Below are 21,058 nucleotides of genomic sequence, written 5' to 3' on the forward strand. Positions count from 1 at the left end.
CGGCGTCGTAGGCCGGGCTCAGCACGGACACCGCCGTTCGCACACAGCCGGGCAGCACCTCCGTGGACGACCTGCCACCGGAGCGTCAGAGCAGCACCTCCCGCCCGCGCACCCGCCATTCGACATCCTGCTCGGCCGCGACCAGGGGAGAGCCCCGGACCGTCAGGACCGTTGACCGCCGGACTTCAGCGGCCCGTTCGCACGGGTGCCGGTCAGGCGATCGGGAGGCGGTCCACCCGGACCTTCCGGCGCGGCAGGGCCGTGGGCAGCGCGAGCAACAGGGCGGCCGCGGTGAACAGTGCGAAGTGACCGCCCTCCGTGCCGGGGCCGGACCAGCCGAGCTCGGCGTGTCGGTGCTCGACGAAGGCGTTGCAGCACAGCCAGGTGGCCAGGCCGATGGCCGGTGCCGCCGAGAGCCGGGAGAAGGCGCCGAGCAGCCCGCTCAGCCCGATGTAGGCGGCATACGCGAACCAGCCGGGACGCAGCTCGCCGAGCATGCCCAGGCCGAGCGCCAGGGCGGCGCCGGCGACCAGAGTCACCGTGCCCGACATCGCGACGGGAAGCCGGCCGAGCACCGGGCGGTAGCGGTGGCCGCCGGGGCGGGCCGAGTACATCCGCACGACGGACTATCCCTTCGCGCGCGCGGACTCGGGCGCGGGGCCGACCGGGAGGTGCCAGTGGTTGCGCCGGTACAGTGCCTCCAGGTCATGCTGGAGCTCCGGCCTCGGGACGGCGAGGACGGCGCAGCCGGCCTTCCGCGTGCAGTAGGCGGTCACGGAGCGCCGCAGTCGGCGGCGCAGCAGGCCGCCGCTCCGGCCCACCACGAGGAGGTCTTCGGGGCGGTCGGCGGTCTGCACCAGCGCGGGGCCGGTCTCGCCACGGACCACCAGCGGGTGCATCGGCACGCCCGGTCCGCTGCCGGGGAAGGCCGTGTCCAGGGCGTCACGCAGGCGCTGCTCGGCGGCGTCCCGCACGGCCGCGAGCAGGGGCGGGCACGGGGAGCGGCGGTAGCCGAGCTCGCCGCCCGGCGGTTCCCAGGCCAGCACGGGAAGAACCTCGGCGCCGGTGCGGCGGGCCTCGGCGACCGCGCGGTGAAGGGCGGCCAGGCTGCCCAGGGAGCCGCTGACTCCCACCACCACCCGGCCCTGTGGCCGCTCGTCGTTGCGGTGGCTGCCGTTCATGTCCCGTCCTCACACTTCCGCTGTTCACGCGTCCGGTGGTCGGCTGCCGCCGGCCGCCTCCAGCCAAGCCCCGGGCGGGGGCCGGTCCGCGTGCTCTTGACGGGATTCTGACGCGGCCGACCTCGTTCCCAACGCGGCCTTGACGCCGTGTAGCGCGCGGCCGCGTCCCGGACCGCGCCAAGGTTGCGTCAGCGCCGTGCCGGTCACCGCCAGGCTTCCGTCAAGGGCAGGCCACCGGGGCCGTCCGGTGCGCGGTACTGGAAGGGTGCCCGCTTCCGTCACCACCCCCGCCACAGCGCTCCCCTCCACCGAGTGGTTCACCCCGGAACTGCCCGGGGCCACCACCCTGCCCGCCCACCTCCAGCGCAGCGGCCACGGCGGATGGTGGGCGGACGATCCCGGCGCGGTGCACACGCTGCTGGTGCACTGCGGGCCGGAACGGCTGCTGCGCGGCGACCCGGCCCGGCTCGACCCCGCCGTCCTCGCCGGCCTCGGCCGGGGCCAGTTCCACGCCCCGGACCGCTTCCTCCCCCTGCTGGGCCGTACCTTCACCCACCTCACCCCGTGGGTGCGCGTGGTGTACGTCCACCGGGAACGCCCACGTCCGGTGTCGCCGCACACCGCAGGCTGGGTCCGACCGCTCGGCCCCGGCGACGGGAGCCGGCTCGACCGCTTCGCGCTACGCGGCGGCGCCGCACACAGCGGCGAGCCGCACTGGACGGCCGGGACGTGGGGCGGCCACCGCGAACTCGCGGCGAGCGGATTCGCCTGGGGCGCGTTCCTCGGCCCGTATCTGGCTTCGCTCGCCTGCGGGTACCTCGTCGGCCGGGACCACCTGGAGATCGCCGTCGCGACCGACCCCGCCTTCCGGCACCTCGACCTCGCCCTGGCCTGCGTCCACGCGGCCACCGCCGCCGCCCACGCGCACGGCCTCACCCCGACCTGGTCCGCCCCGGAGAGCAACCTCGCCAGCCGGGCCCTCGCCGAGGCCGCGGGCTTCCGAGCGATCCGGCGCGAAGTCGTGTACTGGGCGGGCCCGGCCGCGGCCCGGTGACCCGGTCGGCCGACGAGGCGTCAGGTGCTCGCGTCAGGGTCGCGTCAAGGACTCCCCGTGCCGCGCCAAACGGGCGTCAAGACGCGCGTGCCGTGTGGAGATCCGGTGGTTCGCTGTCCGCCGTCCCCCGTTCCCGCCCCAGCGCCGCCCCGTCCCCCGGGCCGGCCCGGAAGGTCCAGAACCGATGCGCCGTTCGGCCCTCACCCCACCGGACACCACCACTCAGGCCGCGACCCCACCGGACTGGTTCCGGCGCCCGAAGCCCGGCGGCGGCGCCCGGCCGGCGCCGCCGCACCCGGGCCACCGCCCTTCGTCGCCCCGGCCCGGCCGCCGCAGACTGATCACCGCCCGGCAGCTGCGCGAGGCGCTGCCCGCCGCGCTGCGCAAGCTCCACCCCCGCACCATGGCGAAGAACCCCGTCATGCTGGTGGTCGAGACCGGTTCCGCCCTCACCACGCTCACCGCCGTCATTCACCCGAGCGTGTTCGCCTGGATGATCAGCTTCTGGCTCTGGCTGACCGTGCTGTTCGCCAACCTCGCCGAGGCCGTCGCCGAGAGCCGGGGCAAGGCCCAGGCCGACTCGCTGCGCCAGGCGCAGACCGGGATGACGGCCCGCCGGCTGCTGCACTGGAGGGTCGGCATCCCCGACCACCGGCACGAGACGCTCCCCGCCGAGGAACTGCTCCTGCACGACATCGTGCTGGTTCGGGCCGGCGAGATGATCCCGGGCGACGGCGAGGTGGTCGACGGCGTCGCGGCCGTGGACGAGTCGGCGATCACCGGCGAGTCCGCGCCCGTCATCCGCGAGTCCGGCGGTGACCGCACCGGCGTCACCGGCGGCACCAAGGTGATCTCCGACCAGCTCGTGGTCCGGATCACCTCCCGCCCGGGCCAGAGCTTCATCGACCGCATGATCTCCCTGGTCGAGGGCGCGAACCGCCAGAAGACCCCGAACGAGATCGCGCTCAACATCCTGCTCGCCTCCCTGACCATCGTCTTCGTCCTCTCCGTGGTCTCACTCCAGCCGATGGCGATCTACGCCGGCGCCCCGCAGACCACGATCGTGTTGGTGGCACTCATGGTCGCCCTCATCCCGACCACGATCGGCGCGCTGCTCTCGGCGATCGGCATCGCGGGCATGGACCGGCTGGTCCAGCGCAACGTGGTCGCCCTCTCCGGCCGCGCGGTCGAGGCCGCCGGCGACGTCGACGTCCTGCTGCTCGACAAGACCGGCACGATCACCCACGGCAACCGGCAGGCCGTGGCCCTGCGGCCGTTCACCGGCGCCACCGTCGAACAGCTCGCCGAGGCCGCCCAACTCGCCTCCCTCGCCGACGAGACCCCCGAAGGCCGCTCGATCATCGAGCTGACCAACCGCCAGCACTGGGTGCCGCCGCGCGCCGAGGGCGAACTCGGCACACCGCGGTTCGTCCCGTTCACCGCGCAGAGCCGGATGAGCGGCGTCGACCTCAGCTGGCCCGACGGCACCACCTGCCTGATCCGCAAGGGCGCGGCGAGTGCGGTCGCCCAGTGGATCGTCCGCTCCGGCGGCCGGCTGCCCATCGAGGCGAAGCCCGTCGTCGACGGCATCTCCGCCGAGGGCGGTACCCCCCTGCTGGTGGCCGTGCACGACCGGCACGGCGCCCGCGCGCTCGGCGTCGTCGATCTCAAGGACGTGGTGAAGGACGGCATCGCGGAGCGGTTCGCCGAGCTGCGCCGGATGGGCATCCGCACCGTCATGATCACCGGCGACAACCCGCTCACCGCCAAGGCGATCGCCGCCGAGGCCGGGGTCGACGACTACCTCGCCGAGGCCACCCCCGAGGACAAACTCGCCTACCTCAAGAAGGAGCAGGCCGCGGGCAACATGGTCGCGATGACCGGCGACGGCACCAACGACGCCCCCGCCCTCGCCCAGGCCGACGTCGGCGTCGCGATGAACACCGGCACCCCGGCCGCCAAGGAGGCCGGGAACATGGTCGACCTGGACTCCAACCCCACCAAACTGATCGAGATCATCCGGGTCGGCAAGCAACTCCTCATCACCCGGGGAGCGTTGACCACCTTCTCGATCACCAACGACGTCGCCAAGTTCTTCGCGATCATCCCCGCGATGTTCTCCACCTCCTACCCGGGACTGCAGAGCCTCAACATCATGGGACTGCACAGCCCGACCTCGGCCATCGCCTCCGCGATCATCTTCAACGCCCTGATCATCGTCGCCCTGATCCCGCTCGCCCTGCGCGGCGTCCGCTACCAGCCCGCCGACGCCACCGACCTGCTCCGCCGCAACCTGCGGGTCTACGGGCTCGGCGGCCTGGTCCTCCCGTTCCTCGGCATCAAGGCCATCGACCTGCTGATCCAGTTCGTCCCGGGCCTGGGCTGAGAGCGACAGCGGGCCCCGTCAAGGACCCGCCAAGTCCGAACCCCCGGGCGTCAAGGTTGCGTCAGCGGCGGCCCACCCCGCTCGGGGGTGGCTTCACTGGATACCGGGGGCGGACAGCCGCCCCTGAACCGAGAAGGAGTTGAGCGGCCGTGATCGGCACCACGCGAGTGATCGTCGGACTCGACGGGTCGCTGAGCAGCCTCGCCGCCCTCTACCGCGCGGTGCAGGAGGCGGCCTCCCGCGAGGCGACGCTCGTCCCTCTGACCGCCTGGACGCCTTCCCCGGACGACGGCCTGCGCCCGCTGTCCGAGCTGGAGCACGCCGCCCGCCGGCGCATCGACACCGCCTTCGAGCAGGCATTCGGCGGTTACCCCGCCGACCTGGTCGTCCACCCCGCGGTGGTCCGCGGCGAGGCGGGCCCCGCCCTGGTCTCGGCCGTGGCGACCCAGGGCGACCTCATCGTGCTCGGCGCCGCCGGGCACGGTCGGCTGCGGCACGCCCTGCACGGCTCGACCTCACGCCACTGCCGCGCGCACGCCGCCTGCCGCGTGGTCGTCGTCTCGCCCTCCGACCTGCTGCACAGCCTGGAGTTCGCCGCCCGCAACGGCGCGCCCCTGCCGCTCGCCGCGGCAGCGCACGTGCGCTAACCGGGGGTGCCCGCCCCGGCCTGGCGGAGACCGAACACGAAGGTCGTCCCGCCTCCATGCCTCGGAGCACCTCAAGCCGTTCGCCGCCCTCTTCGCCCGGCCTGCGGACGCCCCGCCCGCACGGCCCACCCACCTCCACCTCCACCGGGCGAGAATCCTGCAGGGGCGACTTCGCGCTGCCCCACGCCGGCAGCATGTACCGCATCGCCATCGAAGACATCAACAGCTGGACCGTTGGGGGTCGCCAGCAGGACGACGAACAAGACCAGCGTCGTCGTGGACTCCCCTCTCACACCGGTACCGGTCCGGCCTTCGGTCGAGCTCGGCCTTCACCGTGTCGACCGACTCCGGCAACCGCGCCGCGCGCCGCGTTCGCCGTGGCCTGGTCGTCCTGCCCACGTCGGCGCTCGGCGGCCCGCGACCTGCCACCTCGACAGGCCGGCCTCGTGATCGGCCGCTCCGCAGTACCGGCCCGGGTGGCCGGCGTCCTGGCCGTTCAGCGCGCATTCGCCGGTTGGCGCAGGGTGTCCAGTGCGGCACCGGCCTGGTCGGCCAGGGTCACGGCGACGAGCCGCGCCTGCCGGGAGGGCACGGCGCCGAGGGTGGGTTCGAGCATGAAGCGGCCGATGTACCTGCCGCTGCCGAAAAGGCGCAGCTCCACGTCCTCGTCGGGCAGTCCGAGCCGGTCGGCGTCCCACTGCCTGCGCCCGATGACGACGGAGCCGTCGGGTTCCAGGCGCGCCGGGTGGCCCATGAGGTTTCCGTACTCGAAGCGGCAGCCGCGCAGCTGGAGCAGGTCGATCAGCTGGGCCCGTACGTGGTCGACCGCGGTCAGCGCCGATCCGGCGGAGCGGGTGAGGACGGCGGTGTCGTGGATGCGGGCCAGGTGGTCGGCGTCGGTGATGGCGATCACCTCCAGCCGGCGGGCGCGGGCTGCCAGTTGGGAGACGGCGAGGCCGACGAGGAGCAGCAGGCCGGCCGTGGCGAGGTCGGAGGACTTGCTGATCGCGAACCGCTCGTAGGGGCGGGTGTAGAAGAAGTCGAAGCAGAGGGCGGCGGTCACCGCCGCGACCGCTCCGGCCGACCGCCTGCCCAGCGCCGCCACGGCCACCACGACCGCGACCAGCAGCAGGGCTACGTTGGTGTTGGCCAGATGGCTGCGGAAGGGCAGCAGGACGGCGCTGAGAGCGAGCGGGGCCGCCACCGCCGCGATGGCCGAGGCGGGGCCTCTGGTGAGATACCGGCGCATCGTGCACCTCCTACGTTCCGGTGTACCAGAGCGGGGGCTTCGCGCATCCGGGGCGGGCGGCTCTTGACGCAACCCTTGCGCGGGACCCCGGCTGGCGCCCCACCTCGCGGCTGAGGAAGTCCTCGACCGTCTCGCGGCGGATCAGCTGGCGGGCCCGGCCGTCGCGGACGGCGACCACGGCGGGGCGGCCGACGAGGTTGTAGCTGGAGGCCATGGACAGTTGGTAGGCGCCGGCGACGGGGACGGCCAGCAGGTCACGGGCCGACGCGGGCCACGGACTGCCCACCGCGCGGCCGTCCTGAGAGGGGACCTCAGCTGAAGGGGAACGACCGGCGAGCGGTCGGGCGACGGTGACGCTCATGGGGTTGCGCTCCTCGTGCCGGAGGGAATTGAGGTCACACCGACGGAAACGTCAGTCCAGGTAGCCCATGGAGATCCGGCAGCGAGCCCCGATGGCCCGGCGACCGTCCTCGCCGTGCTCCATCAGGTTGTCGGTGTCGGCGGGATCGGTCTGGTCGATCGCGGGCATCGGCAGGAGATCGCGCAGGGGTGTCACGCGATACCCGGGGGCGGCTGCCCGGAGGCTGTCGCGAGGGTGATCGATCTCGACCGTGTCGTGCGTGGTGATGCTCATGGTCGCTTCCTTCCGAGCGCGGTCCCGCAGGGCCGCGCCGTGCGGGCGGGGCTGTCCGGCCTTCCAGGAATCCGCCGGGCGGACTCTGCCCCGTCACCAGTGGAGACCCGATCCGCGCCGATGACACCGGTCCTTGACGCGCGGGCTACACGATCGGGGGCGGTTTCGACGCGCCCTTGATACGTCGTCCCCCGTACGGCGCACGGCTGCCGGTAGCGGCGCTGCAGCCCCGCTACCGGCAGCCGGTTTCGACCGGTCACCTCCACGCGAACCGGGCCAGATCGTCGGCGGTCGGCGAAGGACGTCAACGCCGTGTCAGGAGACCGGCCGCCGGGACGGGACGGGCACCACAGCAGTCCATGAGCCGGGACCCAGTCCGCTGTTCTGGAGCGGTGCCCCTCCAGGGGCCTCCGCGCGATCTCGGTCAGCAGCAATCCTTCAGCCACTGGTATTGAGGCTGGTCCGCAAAGCTCACCCGGCCGGGCGAGTGCCCGAAAAGGCAGACCCTCCCAACCTTGTCGTATGGATGCCGTAAGGAGTCGCGGGACGGAGGTTTCCGGGGCCTATCGTCCATCTTCGTCGAGACGAAAGATGTTTCGAGCCCAGCAGAAAGACGATTCCGACATGAAACCCCTGTCCCGCCTGAAACGTGCCCTTGCCTGCGGGGTCGCCGCCTTCGCCTTGGTCTCCGGCCTGACCGTGCAGGCCCAGGCTGCGCCGAACGCCCCCGTGGACAAGACCTGCGGCACCCCGGCCGTGCCCGGCGGTGGCAACTGCATGTCCTCGCTGATCAGCGCCACCTTCGACGTGATCAAGCTCATGCACAACGCCGCCAACCTCAACAAGCTCGACAACGCGGAGTTCACCCAGAACACCGCGGCGAAGTTGAGCGAGAAGTTTCCCGGGTTCAACGTCATGGTGTTCAAGACGGTCGGCACCGACCTCTACGACACCGAGTGGTTCACGAACGAGCACAAGGCCGACATGAAGGGGGTGCTGCTCGACACCACCTACAAGCTCAACCATTTCCTGGACAAGGAGAAGAAGGAGCCCTCCGGCTACGACAAATTCCGGATCTGGGTCTTCCAGGGCGACTCGACCTTCCGCAACCGGGGCGACGGCGGCTACATGAACTGGGCGTTCGTCGGCAACGACGGCGACAGCGTCAAGAAGGAGCCGTGGACCTGCCGGATGGGCACCGCGCGGCCCTACAAGTGCGACGGCGACGTGCGCACCATCCACTTCCCCGCACGCTCCGGCTACGGCAGCCGGACGGGCAGCCTGACCCCCGACGTCAGCGCCCCCGGCTACCACGCCTGCCTGGACGTCAGCGGGAACGGCACCGCGAACGGCACCCCCGTGCAGATGTGGGAGTGCAACGGCGGCGACGCGCAGAAGTGGACCTACAACGGGTACAAGCTCCGGGCGGCCAACGGCAAGTGCCTGGACCTGGCGGGCAACAACGCGGCGAACGGGGCCAAGCTCCAGATCTGGGACTGCCTGGAGATCCCCGGTCAGCGCTGGAACATGTCGGCCAGCGGCGGTTTTCGGCACATGACGGACCAGGACGACCGGTCCAAGGACGTCTGCATCGACGACTTCAGCGGCCGGACCGCCAACGGCAGCACCGTGGCGGCCTGGGCCTGCGGCTCCGAGAGCAACCGGGACGCGCCCAACCAGAACTGGGCCTGGGGCGGCACCCCGCCGACCACCACCCCGACCACGCCCGCCAACGGCGCCGATGTGTACCTGAAGCTCTCCAACGGGCTGGGCGCCGTCCCGCTCAGCGGTTCCGCCGGCGCGGCGGTCGTCCCCGGGATCCGGGGTGGCAACGAATCCAAGTGGAAGGTCGCCTCGGTGGGCGGCGGTCGCTACCGGATCACCAGCTCCTACGGGCTGGACCTCACCGAGAACAGCAACTACATGGCCGAACTCCAGCCGTGGAGCAACTCCTCCAAGCAGAAGTGGGAGCTCTTCGGAGTCGGCAACGGCAAGTACCAGATCCGGATCTCCGACGACGACTGCCTCGCCCACGACGCCGACTTCAAGCAGCTCGGCGTGTGGACGTGCAAGCAGGGCTGGCAGCAGGAGTGGGTCCTGGAGTCCACGTCCGGCGGCGTGATCACCCCGGCCGAACCGGGCACGCCGACCGACCCGAAGGACCCGAAGCCCCCGACGGGCGGCGGCGGTGCCGGCATCCCGACCGAGCGGCCGCTGTTCCTGAAGCTCTCCAACGGGCTGGGCGCCTCGGCACCCACCGAGACCGCGAGCTGGGGCTCGCCCATCGTGGGCGGGATCCTGGGGTACAAGGGGTCCCGCTGGACGATCAAACCGCTCGGCGGGGATCGCTACCGGATCGTCAACGACCTCGGGTTCAACCTCACCGAGAACCCCGACACCTATGTCGCCGAACAGCAGGCCTGGGGCAACACCGCCAACCAGAAGTGGGAGTTCGTCAACCTCGGCAACGGCAAGTACCAGATCCGGATCTCCGACGACGACTGCCTCACCCACGACTCCGACTTCAAGCAGCTCGGCGTGTGGAGCTGCGAGGGCGGCTGGAAGCAGGAGTGGTCCTTCCAGCTCCTCTGATCGGCATCCCTCAGCAGCACCCTCCCGCGCATGAGGCCGAGGACATCCTCTCCTCGCACCGGCCGGAGTCACGGTGTTGGGCGCCCGCCGTACGGCGGGCGCCCAACACCCTTCTCAGTGGGCGGTTCTCGAATCCTTGACCGGTCTTTGCCATCGCCCGACGGTGTGGGCGCGGGCGGAGTTCGCCGGATGCCGCCGTGGCTTCGGTGGTCACGCACCGATGCCACTGCTGCCGACATCGGCCTGGCCCGGCAGACGTACCCCGTGCCGTTCGGAAACTCATCGATGCTGCTCGGTGTGAGTCTGACGCGCCGTCACGACCTACCGGACCCCTGTCCGGATGATCGTCTCACTGGTGTATCGGGAGGCGCGGAATCTGCTTTCGGTTCCGGCGATGCTGCTGCGCGGGGATGCGGCCAAGGACACCAAGGAGAATCCGCGCTGGGGCTACCGGATCCAGGGCGAACTGGTCCGCCTCGGGCATCCGATCGGCGCGACGACGGTCTGGGAGACCGTGCAGATGACCGCGATGACGAGCAGCGAGTGCGCGGGCACCCGTAGGCGCCGGGCGAAGGTGGCCACGGTCGTGGCCAGAACCACCAGGACGAGAACGATCCCCACTACGTGCGTCGGGGTGAAGACCTCATCACGACGAGCGGGGTCACTGCCGCCCGATCGCCGTAGTCGTCCCCCGAGCCGACCAGACTTCCCGGCACACCTGTGGTCATCTTATCGGGACATTAGCGGGGAGTGTCAGGGCCTATCCGCACGTCGCCGGGGGCACGGTCGGCACGCACAGGGCGCGAGCACCACGGCCCACATCCCGGCGAGCATCCGTACGGATGAGGACGACGATGGACAGGAAGGCTGTCGAACCGTACCGGGTCACGCCGGGCGGCTGGGAAGGACGGCGGTGATGCCTCGCGGTCAGCTGCGGGTCTACCTCGGAGCCGCTCCCGGGGTCGGCAAGACGTACGACATGCTCGCCGAGGGCCAGCGCCGTGCCGCACGCGGCACCGACGTGGTGATCGCCTTCGTCGAGGACTACGGCCGTCCTCTCACCCGCCGGATGGCCGAGGGCCTGGAGAGTGTGCCCCGCCGGACCATGTCGTACCGGGGCTGCTCCTTCACCGAGATGGACCTGGACGCGGTCCTCGCCCGCCGCCCCCGGGTCGCCCTCGTCGACGAGCTCGCGCACACCAACGTCCCGGGCTGCCGGCACGAGAAGCGCTGGCAGGACGTCGAGGAACTGCTGGAAGCCGGGATCGACGTCATCTCCACGGTCAACATCCAGCACCTGGAATCGCTGAACGACGTCGTGGAACAGATCACCGGTGTCCGCCAGCGCGAGACGATCCCGGACGACGTGGTGCGGCGCGCCGACCAGATCGAACTGGTCGACATGTCCGCCGAAGCCCTGCGCAGGCGGATGGCGCACGGCAACGTCTACCCTCCCGAGAAGATCGACGCGGCGCTCGCGAACTTCTTCCGCGCCGGCAACCTGACCGCCCTGCGCGAACTCGCCCTGCTCTGGGCCGCCGACCGGGTCGAGGAGGCCCTGCTGCGCTACCGCCACGATCACGGCATCCAGCAGCCCTGGAGCACCCGGGAACGCGTCCTGGTCGCCCTGTCCGGCGGCCCCGAGGGCGACACCCTCATCCGGCGGGCCAAGCGCACCGCTTCCCGGGGCGCGGGCGGTGAGTTCCTGGCCGTCCACGTCGCCCGCGACGACGGCCTGACCGGCGCACCCCCACAGCTGCTGGCCCGCCAGCGCGCGCTCGTCGAGAGCCTGGGCGGAAAGTGGCACGCGGTGACCGGCGGCGACCCGGCGCAGGCGGTCCTGGCGTTCGCCCGGCAGGTCAACGCCACCCAGATCGTCATCGGCGCCACCCGCCGCAGCCGTCTCAAGGGCCTGTTCGGCCGTGGCACCGGCGAGACCATCATCGAGGGCTCCGGAGACGACATCGACGTGTACGTCGTCACCCATGCCGAAGCCGCCCATGGCCGGTTCCTGCACCGCCGCAAGTCCCGCGAAGACGATTGACCACGATCTTTCCGGCCAGGGCGCGCCGCCCGCGCCGCTCACCCTGACGCTCAGGTCCCGCCGGTGTTCGCCGTCCACGAAGCAGGCCAGGAGGTCCGGCAAGGTGGACCCGCCCGGAATGAACGTGGTGTCGATCCGGACCTGTCGGGTGGACCCCAGGGACGCGGCGAAGCGCGGGTCGCCGAGGGTTCCCCGGCACTCGCCGTGGGAGAGGTCCACGGCCGGCGGGCGCTGCACGCCCTGATCGAGGTGGTAGTGCCAGCCGAACAGGCCGGCGCCGAGGCCGACCACGACGGCAGCGGCCCCTGCCGCCCATCGGAGACCGGCCTCGGTCGCAGCGGCGCCGAGCTGGTCGTTGCCGCGCTGGAGGGCGGGCTTGGCCAGTTCCGAGCTCTTGCCGGCCCAGCCCGAATCGTTCGTCTCCCCGGCCCACCGGCTGGGGAGACGAACCGCGATGTCACGCTCGCGCGAGGGCGGTCAGCCGGGGTCGACGACCTGGGTGACGGTGAACCGGTTCAGGCTGTCGGGGTTCAACCGGTGGCCCTCGACCATCAGGTACTGATCCGCCCCCGCCCGTAGCAGCTGGGCCTCCTTCGCCGTCGGCGCGAAGTCGGGGTGTTGGCCGCGGGCGGCCTCCAGTGCGAACGCTCGCGCCTCCTCCAGGGACATCGGCTCGGAGGTCCTGATCTCGGCGCCGAAGCGGTTCTTGGTCAGGCCGATCTCGGCCACGACGACGTGGTTGCTCACGATTCCTTCTGCTTCCTTCCGTGTTGGTCAGAACGGTGGCGGTCGCCATGCCGGTGCCGAGCAGCGCCACCAGACAGAGCCCGGTCAGGCCACGCACCAGGCGCGGAGTGTTCCACCAGGCCCGGCTGCGCCAGGAGCGGCCGAACCAGTGACCGGGGGCGCGCGACGCCGGAGACGGTACGGCTGTACCAGTGACCGGGGGCGCGCGACGCCGGAGGCGGTGCGGCTGTCTCCTGGCGCGCCGTCTCCGACGCGACCGTTTTCCCCATGACAGCCGTACCGCCCGACGTACCCGTCGGCATCGCCGCGCGCCCCCTCACCTGCTTTTCACTGGCCGCCGAACCTTCCCCGGAGGAATCTCCGGGGCGGTGTCGGCAAACGGTTCTCCGCCAGGCCCCACGCCCGGACGGAGAACCGTTTCCTCGCAGCTCACGCTAGGTGCGCTCGAACATTCGCCCATCCGCCCTGACGCATCCTTGACGCGGTCGGCAGCCGTCTTGACACAGCTTTGTCGCCACCGGCCAAGGCCGGGGCAGAGCCTGCACTACGAGGCATCGTGGATCAGGGTGCACCGTCTGCCGCGTCGCGGTCCGCCCGGCCCTGCCGCCATTGGTCGACGACCTGCTGGAGGGTCTCGCTCATGAGGGTCAGGAACTCGGCGGAGTCCCCGAAGCGGGCTCCGACGGGGGTGGCTGGTCCGAGGGCCTCGGCGGCGCTGCGGAGTTCGGTCACCAGGGCCCGGTGCATCTGCACCGCGGCCAGGGTGGACCGGAGCCAGATCTCGCCGTCGATCGCGTAGCGCTCGCGCCGCTGGCCGGGGACCCGTTCCCGCCGGAGCAGGCCCTGCTGTTCGAGGAAGGCCACGGCGTGCGAGACGGAGGCCGGGCTGACCTGGAGCTGCTGGACCAGGTCGGCGGCAGTGAGGGTGCCCTCGTCGGTGACGAGCAGGCAGACCAGCACCTTGGCCGTCATCGCGGGCATGCCCTGCTGCTCGATGAGCTTGGCGATGGACTCCGCGACATCCCGGACCACTCGCGGGTCGCGACCCCGGCCATCGGCGAGCGGCGGCGGCGCCTGGGGTGCGTCCTGCATGGGCCGACGCGCGCGCTGCCGGGTGGCCTCCTGGGCCCGGTCCGCCTGGTAGTCGTCCGGTCCGCCGTTGCGGGTGACCTCACGCATGATCGTGGAGGCGGGCCGGTCCAGGCGGCGGCCGATCTCCGTGTATCCGAGCCCTTCGGCCAGCCCGGTAGCGATCCGCCGGCGGTCCTCGTCGGTGAGCCTGCCTCCGGGCATCGATGTTCGTCTCCCAGCTTCTGCGCGGCGGTCCCGCGCCCTGCCGCACAGTATCCGGGCACGCGACAGTCATTGCAATGCGGCCCCGATCGCTCCTTGCGTTTAGCGCCACAATCATTGCAATAGCTGGCATAAAAGCCGTTGGATATAAGGGATTTCCAGGCTTTCGAGCGTTGCGTGATCACTGAACGCAATGTACCGTCGTAGATGTTCAGCAATCACCGAACACTCGACACCGCCCCGCCGAAGGAGCGCCCCACCATGTCCGTCACCCTCTCCGAGCAGGACAAGCTGACCCTCCGCACCGCCGCCCACGGCGCCGTCGCGCTGCTGACCGCCGCCAGTGCCACCAACAAGCCCCACAAGATCGCCACCGAGGGCTCCATCGCCCTGTCGGCCGCGACCGGCCTGGTCGGGCACGTGCTCGCCGAGAAGTCCGAGGGCGCGAAGCTCGACAGCACATCCGTGGCCGCCGTCGCGGACCAGGTGCTGCCGGCTCTGACGGCGGCGATGGGCCTGCTCAAACGGCAGGACCAGGCCGAGGCCGAGAACTTCCGCAGCACCGTCCTGGTCGCCATCGGCGCGGCCACCCGCGGCCTCAAGGGTGAGCCCGGCCCGGTCCTGGCCGACATCATCCGCAAGATCACCGGCGCCCTCGACGCCGCCTGACGGCACGTGGGCCACCCCGACCAGGAGGACGTCATGACGAACACACAGTGGACCGGCATGGTGCCGGTGGACGACACGGCCCTGGCCGCCACCGACACCGGCGGTTCCGGCACCCCCGTGATCTACGTCAACGGCCAGTTCGCCACCCAGGGCTACTGGCGGCACACCATTGCCGAGCTGGGGCCGCGCTGGCGGCACATCACCTACGACATGCGGGGCCGCGGCCGGAAGTCGGGGCGCTCGGCGGACTACTCCTTCGCGACCATGGTCACGGACGTCGATGCGGTGCTCACCGCCCGGGGCGTGGACCGTGCGGTGGTGGTGGGCTGGTCCTACGGGGCGTTCGTCGCGGCGCACTGGGCCAGCCGCAACCCGGACCGGGCGCTGGGCGCGGTGATGGTCGAGGGCGCGCAGCCGTACGACTGGCTGGACGACGCGATGGAGCAGCGGATCCGCAAGCTCTTCCGCCGCCTCGCTCCCCTGGTGGCCCTGGCTCGCCCGACCGGCCTGACGCCCCGGCTGACCGCCGCGCAGATGGCCGAGTGCAACATCGAACTCGGCAAGGTCGCCCGCGCGAGCTTGATGGGCCCGGTTCTGGACGCCATTGCCGTCCCGGCACGGTACGTGGTCGCCTCTGGGTCCTCACTCGGCAGCAAGGGCGACGAACAGGAGCGGATCCGCGCCAGCCTCCAGGCCGTCACCGAGCGGAACTCGAACATCGAGATCAGCGCGAAGGTCGCGAGCAACCACGACATGATCCTCAAGAAGGACTTCGCGGCGGTCGCCAAGGCCGTACGCCAGGTCGCCGGCACTCGTGGCTGACCGCACACGCCCGTCCAGCGGGCAGACGAGCCGTCAGGCATCGTCCAGGGCCATGGGTGAGCTGATTGTGATCAGGCACGGCCAGACGGAATGGAGCCTGTCGGGCCGGCATGCGGGCCGGACCGACGTTCCGCTGACGGCCGCAGGTGAGGCCGCCGCCAGGGCACTCGCCCCGAGGCTGGCTCAGCACCGTCCGGTCGCCGTCTTCAGCAGTCCCCTGAGCCGCGCCGTGCGGACGGCCGAACTGGCGGGCCTGACCGACGTCAAGCCCGATCCTGACCTGGTGGAGTGGGACTACGGCGGCTATGAGGGCCTGACCACGGAGCAGATCCAGGAAGCGAGGCCGGGGTGGGACCTGTGGCGGGACGGCGTCGTCCCCGGCGACGCCGCGCATCCTGGCGAGCGACTCCAGCAGGTGGCCGCTCGCACCGACGCAGTACTCGACCGGATCCGGCAGCTCCTGGGTGACGGCGACGTCGCCGTCGTCGCGCACGGGCATCTCGCGCGCGTACTCGCCGTACGCTGGCTCGGCCTCGCCCCGTCCGCCGGCCGACTGCTCGGCCACCCGCGTCCGGGCACTCTCGGCTTCCTGAACACGGAACAGGGGCAGCCGGTCATCGCCGCCTGGAACGTCCCGTAGCGGCCGACGGGGTACGTCACACGTGCTGCGAACGGCGCCGACAACAGATGGGTGCGGCGGCGAAATGGCCGACCTTTCTCTCGTAGCGGTGATGGAGCCGCCGCCAGAAGCCGCCGAGCCAGGCGACGGTGCGCCCGATGGTCAACGGCGGCCGCCGAGGCGGGTGAAGGACTCGATTCCTCGGCGGGCGATGCGGACCGGAATCCGCCGCACAGCCGGACTACGGACTCGGGGCCGAAAAGGTGCACCCGGTGCCGGTGGCACGCGGCACCGGGTGGGTCTACGGGGTCACTGTCCGGGCTTGCGGCCGTGGTTCGCCTTCTTCTTGCGACGGGCCTTCTTCTTGCGGGCGCGCTTGGGTCGGCCGGAGGCGCACAGGAACACCAGCAACGGGCCGAGGCCCATGCTGAGAGTGGTGAGGGCGGGCAGGCTGACGTGGCGAGCGGCTTGGGCCGCGAACGCCACGCCCGGTGTGAGGGCTTACAGCAGCCAGGTGACGAGGTTCGGCCGTAACGATCCGCGCAGCGTTCGCAGCGCGTAGACGCCGCTGCCGCAGAGGTTGAGCACCGCCCCGGCCGGCTCCACGAACCGGCCGAGCGTCACCGACTCAGTCCTCGGCGGCGCAGGCGGGCCAAGGCGCGGGATGGGGCGAGAAGTTGGGCAGCATCCTGGTCGGCTCGTAGCGGCGCTGCCAGACGGGGGAGTCGAGCCGCTGGTCGCGGGCACGATGGCGGACCAGTCGGCCGGGCAGCCGCGGCCGCTCTTGTGCTCGCGTTCCTCGTGCCGCACGAACTGCTTGGTGGCGAAGTGGTGGTCGATGATGGACACTCCGGCCTGGTCGGCGCGGTCGGCTCCCGGGTTCACCTCGTAGCCGGCGGGATGTGGGCGGCGGGGTGATCCTCCGGTGGGCCGTGGGGCGGGCGACAGCCCTCAGCTCTGCGGCGGCGGCAGCCTGGACACGTCGGCCACGGAGCCGCTCTTCCGTCTGTCCGTGGTTGGGACTCCGGCCGTCGGTGGGTGCCGGTGGTCGCACACCCGTGTCCCTGGTCGGTGGCGGCCGTGTCGAGCAGGTCACCCAAGAGGGCAACCGAAGGGCGGCCGAGTCGTCGGCCCGGCCGAGGGACGCTGTCCGTCACGGGGCGTGACCGAGGCGTTAAGATTCAGCAAATGTGGCAGCCGCATGGCCGGGCAGGGTCTACGCTTGTCGAGGTTTTGAAAGGCACCTCGTTCGGTGAGGCGTCTTCACGGACACAGGCCACTGACCCGACGACGTCGAGAGACGCCCAGGTTCAGGACAGATCTTCCCGACCTAAGGGTTGATCCCAAGTGGCTTCCCCCTCACAGGGGATCACGCCGTGGAGTGCCAAAGCTCTGACGAGTTGGGGTGTACCGGCTCATGCCGCGCCGGTGTACTCCTTGCCGCGTCGGTGCGGCGCACACGATGTGCGCCGCCGGCCGGAGGGAGGCGAGAGACATGGATTCGAGCAGTAGTAGTCCGGGCCACGAACGGCCCCCCACCAGCATGCCCTCGCACTCCACCGGCACGCGGTAACCCCTTTCGCTCTTCGCCTTCGCCCCCGCACGGCCCGATGCCGCTCGCGGGGTCGCTGTGGCGCGCGTTCGCAGGGGATTCGTTGCTGCGCGCCCCGACCGCCCCCGCTGCCGAGGGGGTAGGGAGCCACGTCATGACTGCCTCACCGGTCCGCCACTCCGCCGCTCGGAACCTGACCCGCGCCCTGCCCCGTGGAAGGACGGGCACAGCCGTGCACGACGCATCACGGTCCTTCGCGCCGCCGCATGTCTGTCCGCGCGTCTCCCTGGCCCTGGACGACGGAATCGAACGCTCCTACCGCCTCGACGACCCCGGGACCTGCCCGTACTCCGGCACGCCCAACACCGTCGCCTCGGCGTACGAACCGCGCGTCCACCTCGCCTACCTGCTGGCCAGCCAGGGCCACCGCCCGGACTGGCTCGCCCGATTCGCGAACCTGCCGCCCGCCGCCGCACACCGCCTCACCCGCGCCGCCGCACGCACGTCCGACTGCTGACGAACCGCCAGACACGCCCCGCTTCACCAGCCACTCGGCCGCGCCATGCCCTCGCATGCCCATCGCCCCCTCACGAAGGTGAGTTACCCATGGCCACCCTCGCCGCCTTCCACGCCCCGGCCGCTCCCGGACGCCTGCGCACCACCGTCAGCGGGATCCTCCGCCGGCTCGCCGCCAGTCCGCTCGACAGCCCGGTGCTGGACGCGATTGCCGCCCAGGCGCCCGCCGGCCCTCCGGTCCGGATGAGGGCCCACTGGAAGGCCGTCACCACCACCGACGGCACGACCCGCCTCGAAGCCACCTGGCACCCCGACCACTGACCGCAGAAGGAGCCTGACATGGTCGTGCGCTACCCACGCCTGAACGTGATCTTCTCCGACCGCACCATCGTGACCTCGGCCATCCGTACCAGGAGTGCGGCGCCGCAGGCCGGGTCGCCCGGGCTTCCCGAACCGGCTCGCGCCACCCCCGGGAACCTGGTGGTCGACCCCGCACTGCGGACCGCGACCGTCGCCGGCCGCGAACTCGGCCTCACCTAAATGGAGTTCGAGCTCCTTGCCCATCTGGTGGCCCACCCCCTGCGCGTCCACTCCCGGAGCACCCTGATGGAGACCGTCTGGGGCCGGCCCGACAACGGCGACACCCGGACCGTCTCCACCCACATCACCAGGCTGCGGAGCGAGCTCGGCCCCGCCCATCGGGCCGTGATCGCCACTGTCCGCCAGATCGGCTACAAGTACGACCCGCGCTTCGCCGAAGCAGCCTGGGCTTCACCCACCCGGGGTTGACTCGACGTACCACCCATCAACGAGGAGGTGCCCCGTGCACACCCTGACCACCTTCGACTTCGTGATCCGCCTCGCCGTCGGCGTCGGCTGCGGGGCGCTGATCGGCGTCGAGCGCCAGTGGCGGGCCCGGATGGCGGGCCTGCGCACGAACGCCCTGGTGGCGGCGGGCGCGACGCTGTTCGTGCTCTACAGCGAGGCCGTCGGCGACGCCGGCAGCCCGACGAGGGTCGCCTCCTACGTCGTCTCCGGGATCGGCTTCCTGGGCGGTGGCGTGATCCTGCGCGACGGAGGCGGGGTCCGCGGGCTGAACACGGCCGCCACACTGTGGTGCTCGGCCGCCGTCGGCGTCCTGGCCGCCTCCGGCAAGCTCGACCTCGCCCTGCTGGGCACGCTCACGGTCCTGGCCGTGCACGTGGTCCTGCGCCCGGCCGGCCGGCTGCTCGACCGGGCACCGGCCGCGGGAACGGACCCCGACTCCACAGTGCGCGCCACCGTCCACCTGGAGTGCGAGCGCGGCGCGGAGACGCACATCCGGGCACTGCTGCTGCAGGCCCTGAACGGCTCCGGTCTCAGCCCCACCGGGTTGCGGGCGCGCCGCGACGAGCGTGGTGACACCACCAGCCTGCGGGCCACCGTCGCCGTGAACGGGGACGTCGCCCCTGCACTGGAGCAGGTCGTCTCCCGCCTCTCGCTGGAGCCGGGCGTCAGTGACCTGCACTGGCACCTGGAGGAGGACGACGCGAAGCACCAGGTGCTGGCCTGACCGTAGGAAGTTCGTCAGGGACGGATCGGCTCGACACTGCCGTCGGGCCGGCCGAGAAGATGATGGGAGGGGAGGAACAGGTGATCCGGATGAAAGCGGTACCCCGTCCCCGGACGGGCGAGGGCGCGGTGGTGCTGAGCGTGCTCACCCTCCTCGGACTGGAGATGATCACGCTGGTCGTACTCCCGGTCGAGGACCGGCCCGCGGTCGGCGGTGCGCTGTTCGGCGCCAGTGCCGCGGTTCTCGGCGTGGCCGGCCTGCTGTGGCACAGGCTGCGGAGACGCCACCGCGCGCCTGCCGCACGGTCGACCGAAGCGGGAGACGAGCCGACGTTCACGGCGAGCGCACTGGAGGGCTTCCCGACGGACGCCGTCCGGCCGCTGCTGCTGGGGCCCGACGCGGTCGGCCTCGACCGGCTGCACACCGCATGGATCCTCGCCACCCACGGCCACGACGCGGCCTGGATCACCCACCACCTCGACCTGCCGTCCGAGGCCACCCACCTGCTGGTCGACGCCGCTCGCCACCAGGGCCACGGTGGCGCCCCTGCGGCGTCTCCGCCGCAGTCGCCGGGATGAGTCCGCCCTCCCGCCGGCTGAATCGAGAGTCGCCAGTCACCGCCCCACGCAGACCTGTCCGTCGAAATCGAGAGGAGGCCGTCAGTGATCACGGCCCTTGACCACGTACAACTCGCCGCACCGCCCAGGAGTGAGCCGCTGCTGCGTGCCTTCTACGGCGACGTGCTGCGTGGGGGTCCCCCGGCCGAAGACTGGGGGAGGCCGAGCTTCCCAAACCGCCGTCGTTGGCTGACCGGCCGGGCCCTCACAGGGCGTCCTGCGCGCCGCCCGCCCCCCACCCGCATGTCCTCGCACTCCAGCGGTACGCGGTAACCACCCCCTACGCGCCCGACGCGCCCTTGCCTCCGCACGGCCTGATGCCGCTCGCGGGTCGCTGTGGAGCGCACTCCCAGGGGATTCGTTGTTGCGCGCCCCGACCTCCCCCACCGCGGGGCAGGGAGGCACATCTTGACCGCCACCGCCATCACCACGGCACGGGCCGCCCGGCCGGTGCTGCTGAGTACCGCACCACTCGACGGCGCCCCGTCGGGCCACCTCACCTGGCCGTCGGTCACCGTCGACACCGAGCCGCACCGATATGCGCACCATTGGTCCGGTGTCACCTCGCTGCTATTTGCGTATGCGCGCAATAAGCGGCAGACTTCACGCGGCACGCTGCCCGCCGCCTCACACGGCTGGGCGCTGCCGTTCCTACCGACCGAAGCACGTCAGCGAATGGGGGCAGCCGTGGGCGAAGACCCTCCCAGTACGCACTGCCTCATCGACGGTCTCTGACCCACTTCTCTTGCGCGTCCCCCTGCTGGCTGTCCTGGCCACGACGGGGCGTTGCCATCGCACGGCGCCGTGAGTCCGGCGCCCGGCGGTGATCCCATCCCTTTTCCTGTTCTCTCCACGCCGGGCCCCGTGCTGCCCGGACGCGCCGT

24 protein-coding genes, 2 pseudogenes and 1 riboswitch are annotated in these 21,058 nt (G+C 71.6%); of the genes and pseudogenes, 15 read left to right on the forward strand and 11 right to left on the reverse strand.

Annotated elements, in window-relative coordinates; translation table 11 throughout:
* Window positions 1–212 precede the first annotated feature (212 nt).
* A complete protein-coding gene (locus OH807_RS06155; protein WP_406194855.1) occupies window positions 213–620 on the reverse strand; it encodes a hypothetical protein in 408 nt (135 codons plus the stop codon).
* A gap of 6 nt (window positions 621–626) precedes the next feature.
* Window positions 627–1,181: a universal stress protein gene (locus OH807_RS06160; RefSeq protein ID WP_406194858.1), complete on the reverse strand. Its 555-nt coding sequence runs from the start codon at window positions 1,179–1,181 to the stop codon at window positions 627–629.
* 265 nt (window positions 1,182–1,446) lie between these two features.
* On the opposite strand from OH807_RS06160, the gene OH807_RS06165 reads away from it, so the two are divergent.
* The 3 genes from OH807_RS06165 (at window position 1,447) to OH807_RS06175 (ending at window position 5,268) form a co-directional block, all read left to right on the forward strand.
* Entirely contained in the window at window positions 1,447–2,235 is a 789-nt protein-coding gene (locus tag OH807_RS06165) for a GNAT family N-acetyltransferase (protein WP_406194860.1), read from the forward strand.
* A gap of 184 nt (window positions 2,236–2,419) precedes the next feature.
* The gene (gene kdpB / locus OH807_RS06170) at window positions 2,420–4,621 is read left to right on the forward strand and encodes a potassium-transporting ATPase subunit KdpB (RefSeq protein ID WP_406194862.1); all 2,202 of its coding nucleotides are present in this window, start codon (window positions 2,420–2,422) and stop codon (window positions 4,619–4,621) included.
* 149 nt (window positions 4,622–4,770) lie between these two features.
* Entirely contained in the window at window positions 4,771–5,268 is a 498-nt protein-coding gene (locus OH807_RS06175) for a universal stress protein (protein WP_406194864.1), read from the forward strand.
* Window positions 5,269–5,764: 496 nt separating this feature from the next.
* Here OH807_RS06175 and OH807_RS06180 read toward each other — a convergent pair whose 3' ends face one another.
* The 3 genes and pseudogenes from OH807_RS06180 to OH807_RS06190 all read right to left on the reverse strand — a co-directional run bounded on the left by OH807_RS06180 (window position 5,765) and on the right by OH807_RS06190 (window position 7,151).
* A complete protein-coding gene (locus OH807_RS06180) occupies window positions 5,765–6,517 on the reverse strand; it encodes a DUF4118 domain-containing protein (protein WP_406194867.1) in 753 nt (250 codons plus the stop codon).
* 97 nt (window positions 6,518–6,614) lie between these two features.
* Window positions 6,615–6,788, reverse strand: a pseudogene (locus OH807_RS06185) (diaminopimelate decarboxylase); the annotation flags it as partial.
* Window positions 6,789–6,929: 141 nt separating this feature from the next.
* Complete coding sequence (locus OH807_RS06190; RefSeq protein ID WP_406194869.1) at window positions 6,930–7,151, reverse strand: hypothetical protein; 222 nt, start codon at window positions 7,149–7,151, stop codon at window positions 6,930–6,932.
* Between the two features lie 624 nt (window positions 7,152–7,775).
* On the opposite strand from OH807_RS06190, the gene OH807_RS06195 reads away from it, so the two are divergent.
* Window positions 7,776–9,743: a ricin-type beta-trefoil lectin domain protein gene (locus OH807_RS06195; RefSeq protein WP_406194872.1), complete on the forward strand. Its 1,968-nt coding sequence runs from the start codon at window positions 7,776–7,778 to the stop codon at window positions 9,741–9,743.
* Between the two features lie 447 nt (window positions 9,744–10,190).
* On the opposite strand, the gene OH807_RS06200 is transcribed toward OH807_RS06195, so the two are convergent.
* Window positions 10,191–10,343 (reverse strand): hypothetical protein, encoded by a 153-nt coding sequence (locus tag OH807_RS06200; protein ID WP_406194874.1) that lies wholly within the window; start codon window positions 10,341–10,343, stop codon window positions 10,191–10,193.
* 316 nt (window positions 10,344–10,659) lie between these two features.
* On the opposite strand from OH807_RS06200, the gene OH807_RS06205 reads away from it, so the two are divergent.
* Window positions 10,660–11,787, forward strand: coding sequence for a universal stress protein (locus OH807_RS06205; protein WP_406194876.1), 1,128 nt, complete (start codon window positions 10,660–10,662; stop codon window positions 11,785–11,787).
* A 477-nt stretch (window positions 11,788–12,264) separates the two neighbouring features.
* On the opposite strand, the gene OH807_RS06210 is transcribed toward OH807_RS06205, so the two are convergent.
* Together OH807_RS06210 and OH807_RS06215 are read right to left on the reverse strand one after the other, a co-directional pair.
* Window positions 12,265–12,534 carry a hypothetical protein gene (locus tag OH807_RS06210; protein WP_406194879.1) on the reverse strand — a complete coding sequence of 90 codons (270 nt, stop codon included), beginning with the start codon at window positions 12,532–12,534 and terminating at the stop codon, window positions 12,265–12,267.
* Between the two features lie 561 nt (window positions 12,535–13,095).
* On the reverse strand, window positions 13,096–13,827 hold the full coding sequence (locus OH807_RS06215) for a helix-turn-helix domain-containing protein (protein WP_406194881.1): 732 nt from the start codon (window positions 13,825–13,827) through the stop codon (window positions 13,096–13,098).
* A 261-nt stretch (window positions 13,828–14,088) separates the two neighbouring features.
* Between OH807_RS06215 and OH807_RS06220 the strand changes: the two genes are divergently transcribed.
* The 3 genes from OH807_RS06220 to OH807_RS06230 are packed head-to-tail and all read left to right on the forward strand — an operon-like array spanning window position 14,089 to window position 15,958.
* Window positions 14,089–14,496, forward strand: a complete 408-nt coding sequence (locus OH807_RS06220; protein ID WP_406194883.1) for a hypothetical protein — start codon at window positions 14,089–14,091, stop codon at window positions 14,494–14,496.
* A gap of 33 nt (window positions 14,497–14,529) precedes the next feature.
* The gene (locus tag OH807_RS06225) at window positions 14,530–15,318 is read left to right on the forward strand and encodes an alpha/beta fold hydrolase (RefSeq protein ID WP_406194885.1); all 789 of its coding nucleotides are present in this window, start codon (window positions 14,530–14,532) and stop codon (window positions 15,316–15,318) included.
* Between the two features lie 52 nt (window positions 15,319–15,370).
* A complete protein-coding gene (locus tag OH807_RS06230; RefSeq protein ID WP_406194888.1) occupies window positions 15,371–15,958 on the forward strand; it encodes a histidine phosphatase family protein in 588 nt (195 codons plus the stop codon).
* A gap of 288 nt (window positions 15,959–16,246) precedes the next feature.
* Here the strand turns inward: OH807_RS06230 and OH807_RS06235 are convergent, their stop codons facing one another.
* From OH807_RS06235 to OH807_RS06245, 3 genes and pseudogenes are all read right to left on the reverse strand, one after another.
* Entirely contained in the window at window positions 16,247–16,423 is a 177-nt protein-coding gene (locus OH807_RS06235) for a hypothetical protein (protein WP_406194890.1), read from the reverse strand.
* A gap of 15 nt (window positions 16,424–16,438) precedes the next feature.
* Entirely contained in the window at window positions 16,439–16,561 is a 123-nt protein-coding gene (locus OH807_RS06240) for a hypothetical protein (RefSeq protein WP_406211459.1), read from the reverse strand.
* Window positions 16,562–16,669: 108 nt separating this feature from the next.
* Window positions 16,670–16,822: pseudogene (locus OH807_RS06245) on the reverse strand (nitric oxide synthase oxygenase); the annotation flags it as partial.
* 352 nt (window positions 16,823–17,174) lie between these two features.
* Window positions 17,175–17,349: riboswitch (M-box (ykoK) riboswitch) on the forward strand.
* Window positions 17,350–17,721: 372 nt separating this feature from the next.
* On the opposite strand from OH807_RS06245, the gene OH807_RS06250 reads away from it, so the two are divergent.
* From OH807_RS06250 to OH807_RS06280, 7 genes are all read left to right on the forward strand, one after another.
* Window positions 17,722–18,006, forward strand: a complete 285-nt coding sequence (locus tag OH807_RS06250; protein WP_406194893.1) for a hypothetical protein — start codon at window positions 17,722–17,724, stop codon at window positions 18,004–18,006.
* A gap of 89 nt (window positions 18,007–18,095) precedes the next feature.
* On the forward strand, window positions 18,096–18,326 hold the full coding sequence (locus OH807_RS06255) for a hypothetical protein (RefSeq protein WP_406194896.1): 231 nt from the start codon (window positions 18,096–18,098) through the stop codon (window positions 18,324–18,326).
* A gap of 18 nt (window positions 18,327–18,344) precedes the next feature.
* Window positions 18,345–18,545 (forward strand): hypothetical protein, encoded by a 201-nt coding sequence (locus tag OH807_RS06260; protein WP_406194898.1) that lies wholly within the window; start codon window positions 18,345–18,347, stop codon window positions 18,543–18,545.
* Window positions 18,546–18,794 carry a winged helix-turn-helix domain-containing protein gene (locus OH807_RS06265; RefSeq protein WP_406194901.1) on the forward strand — a complete coding sequence of 83 codons (249 nt, stop codon included), beginning with the start codon at window positions 18,546–18,548 and terminating at the stop codon, window positions 18,792–18,794. It abuts the gene before it with no gap.
* Window positions 18,795–18,828: 34 nt separating this feature from the next.
* The gene (locus OH807_RS06270; protein ID WP_406194904.1) at window positions 18,829–19,557 is read left to right on the forward strand and encodes an MgtC/SapB family protein; all 729 of its coding nucleotides are present in this window, start codon (window positions 18,829–18,831) and stop codon (window positions 19,555–19,557) included.
* An 89-nt stretch (window positions 19,558–19,646) separates the two neighbouring features.
* Complete coding sequence (locus OH807_RS06275; protein ID WP_406194906.1) at window positions 19,647–20,135, forward strand: hypothetical protein; 489 nt, start codon at window positions 19,647–19,649, stop codon at window positions 20,133–20,135.
* Between the two features lie 447 nt (window positions 20,136–20,582).
* Window positions 20,583–20,909, forward strand: coding sequence for a hypothetical protein (locus OH807_RS06280; RefSeq protein ID WP_406211461.1), 327 nt, complete (start codon window positions 20,583–20,585; stop codon window positions 20,907–20,909).
* The last annotated feature ends 149 nt before the right edge of the window (window positions 20,910–21,058 follow it).

The organism is Kitasatospora sp. NBC_01560 (assembly GCF_045208415.1).
GTDB lineage: Bacteria > Actinomycetota > Actinomycetes > Streptomycetales > Streptomycetaceae > Kitasatospora.

What these genes read in the sequence shown, in the direction of transcription:
- OH807_RS06180 (WP_406194867.1), bottom strand. Translation starts at nt 6,517, where the DNA reads ATGCGCCGGTATCTCACCAGAGGCCCCGCCTCGGCCATCGCGGCGGTG.
- OH807_RS06220 (WP_406194883.1), top strand. Translation starts at nt 14,089, where the DNA reads ATGTCCGTCACCCTCTCCGAGCAGGACAAGCTGACCCTCCGCACCGCC.
- OH807_RS06255 (WP_406194896.1), top strand. Translation starts at nt 18,096, where the DNA reads ATGGCCACCCTCGCCGCCTTCCACGCCCCGGCCGCTCCCGGACGCCTG.
- OH807_RS06195 (WP_406194872.1), top strand. Translation starts at nt 7,776, where the DNA reads ATGAAACCCCTGTCCCGCCTGAAACGTGCCCTTGCCTGCGGGGTCGCC.
- OH807_RS06225 (WP_406194885.1), top strand. Translation starts at nt 14,530, where the DNA reads ATGACGAACACACAGTGGACCGGCATGGTGCCGGTGGACGACACGGCC.
- OH807_RS06265 (WP_406194901.1), top strand. Translation starts at nt 18,546, where the DNA reads ATGGAGTTCGAGCTCCTTGCCCATCTGGTGGCCCACCCCCTGCGCGTC.
- OH807_RS06215 (WP_406194881.1), bottom strand. Translation starts at nt 13,827, where the DNA reads ATGCCCGGAGGCAGGCTCACCGACGAGGACCGCCGGCGGATCGCTACC.
- OH807_RS06205 (WP_406194876.1), top strand. Translation starts at nt 10,660, where the DNA reads ATGCCTCGCGGTCAGCTGCGGGTCTACCTCGGAGCCGCTCCCGGGGTC.
- OH807_RS06230 (WP_406194888.1), top strand. Translation starts at nt 15,371, where the DNA reads ATGGGTGAGCTGATTGTGATCAGGCACGGCCAGACGGAATGGAGCCTG.
- OH807_RS06260 (WP_406194898.1), top strand. Translation starts at nt 18,345, where the DNA reads ATGGTCGTGCGCTACCCACGCCTGAACGTGATCTTCTCCGACCGCACC.
- OH807_RS06275 (WP_406194906.1), top strand. Translation starts at nt 19,647, where the DNA reads ATGAAAGCGGTACCCCGTCCCCGGACGGGCGAGGGCGCGGTGGTGCTG.
- OH807_RS06190 (WP_406194869.1), bottom strand. Translation starts at nt 7,151, where the DNA reads ATGAGCATCACCACGCACGACACGGTCGAGATCGATCACCCTCGCGAC.
- OH807_RS06160 (WP_406194858.1), bottom strand. Translation starts at nt 1,181, where the DNA reads ATGAACGGCAGCCACCGCAACGACGAGCGGCCACAGGGCCGGGTGGTG.
- kdpB (WP_406194862.1), top strand. Translation starts at nt 2,420, where the DNA reads ATGCGCCGTTCGGCCCTCACCCCACCGGACACCACCACTCAGGCCGCG.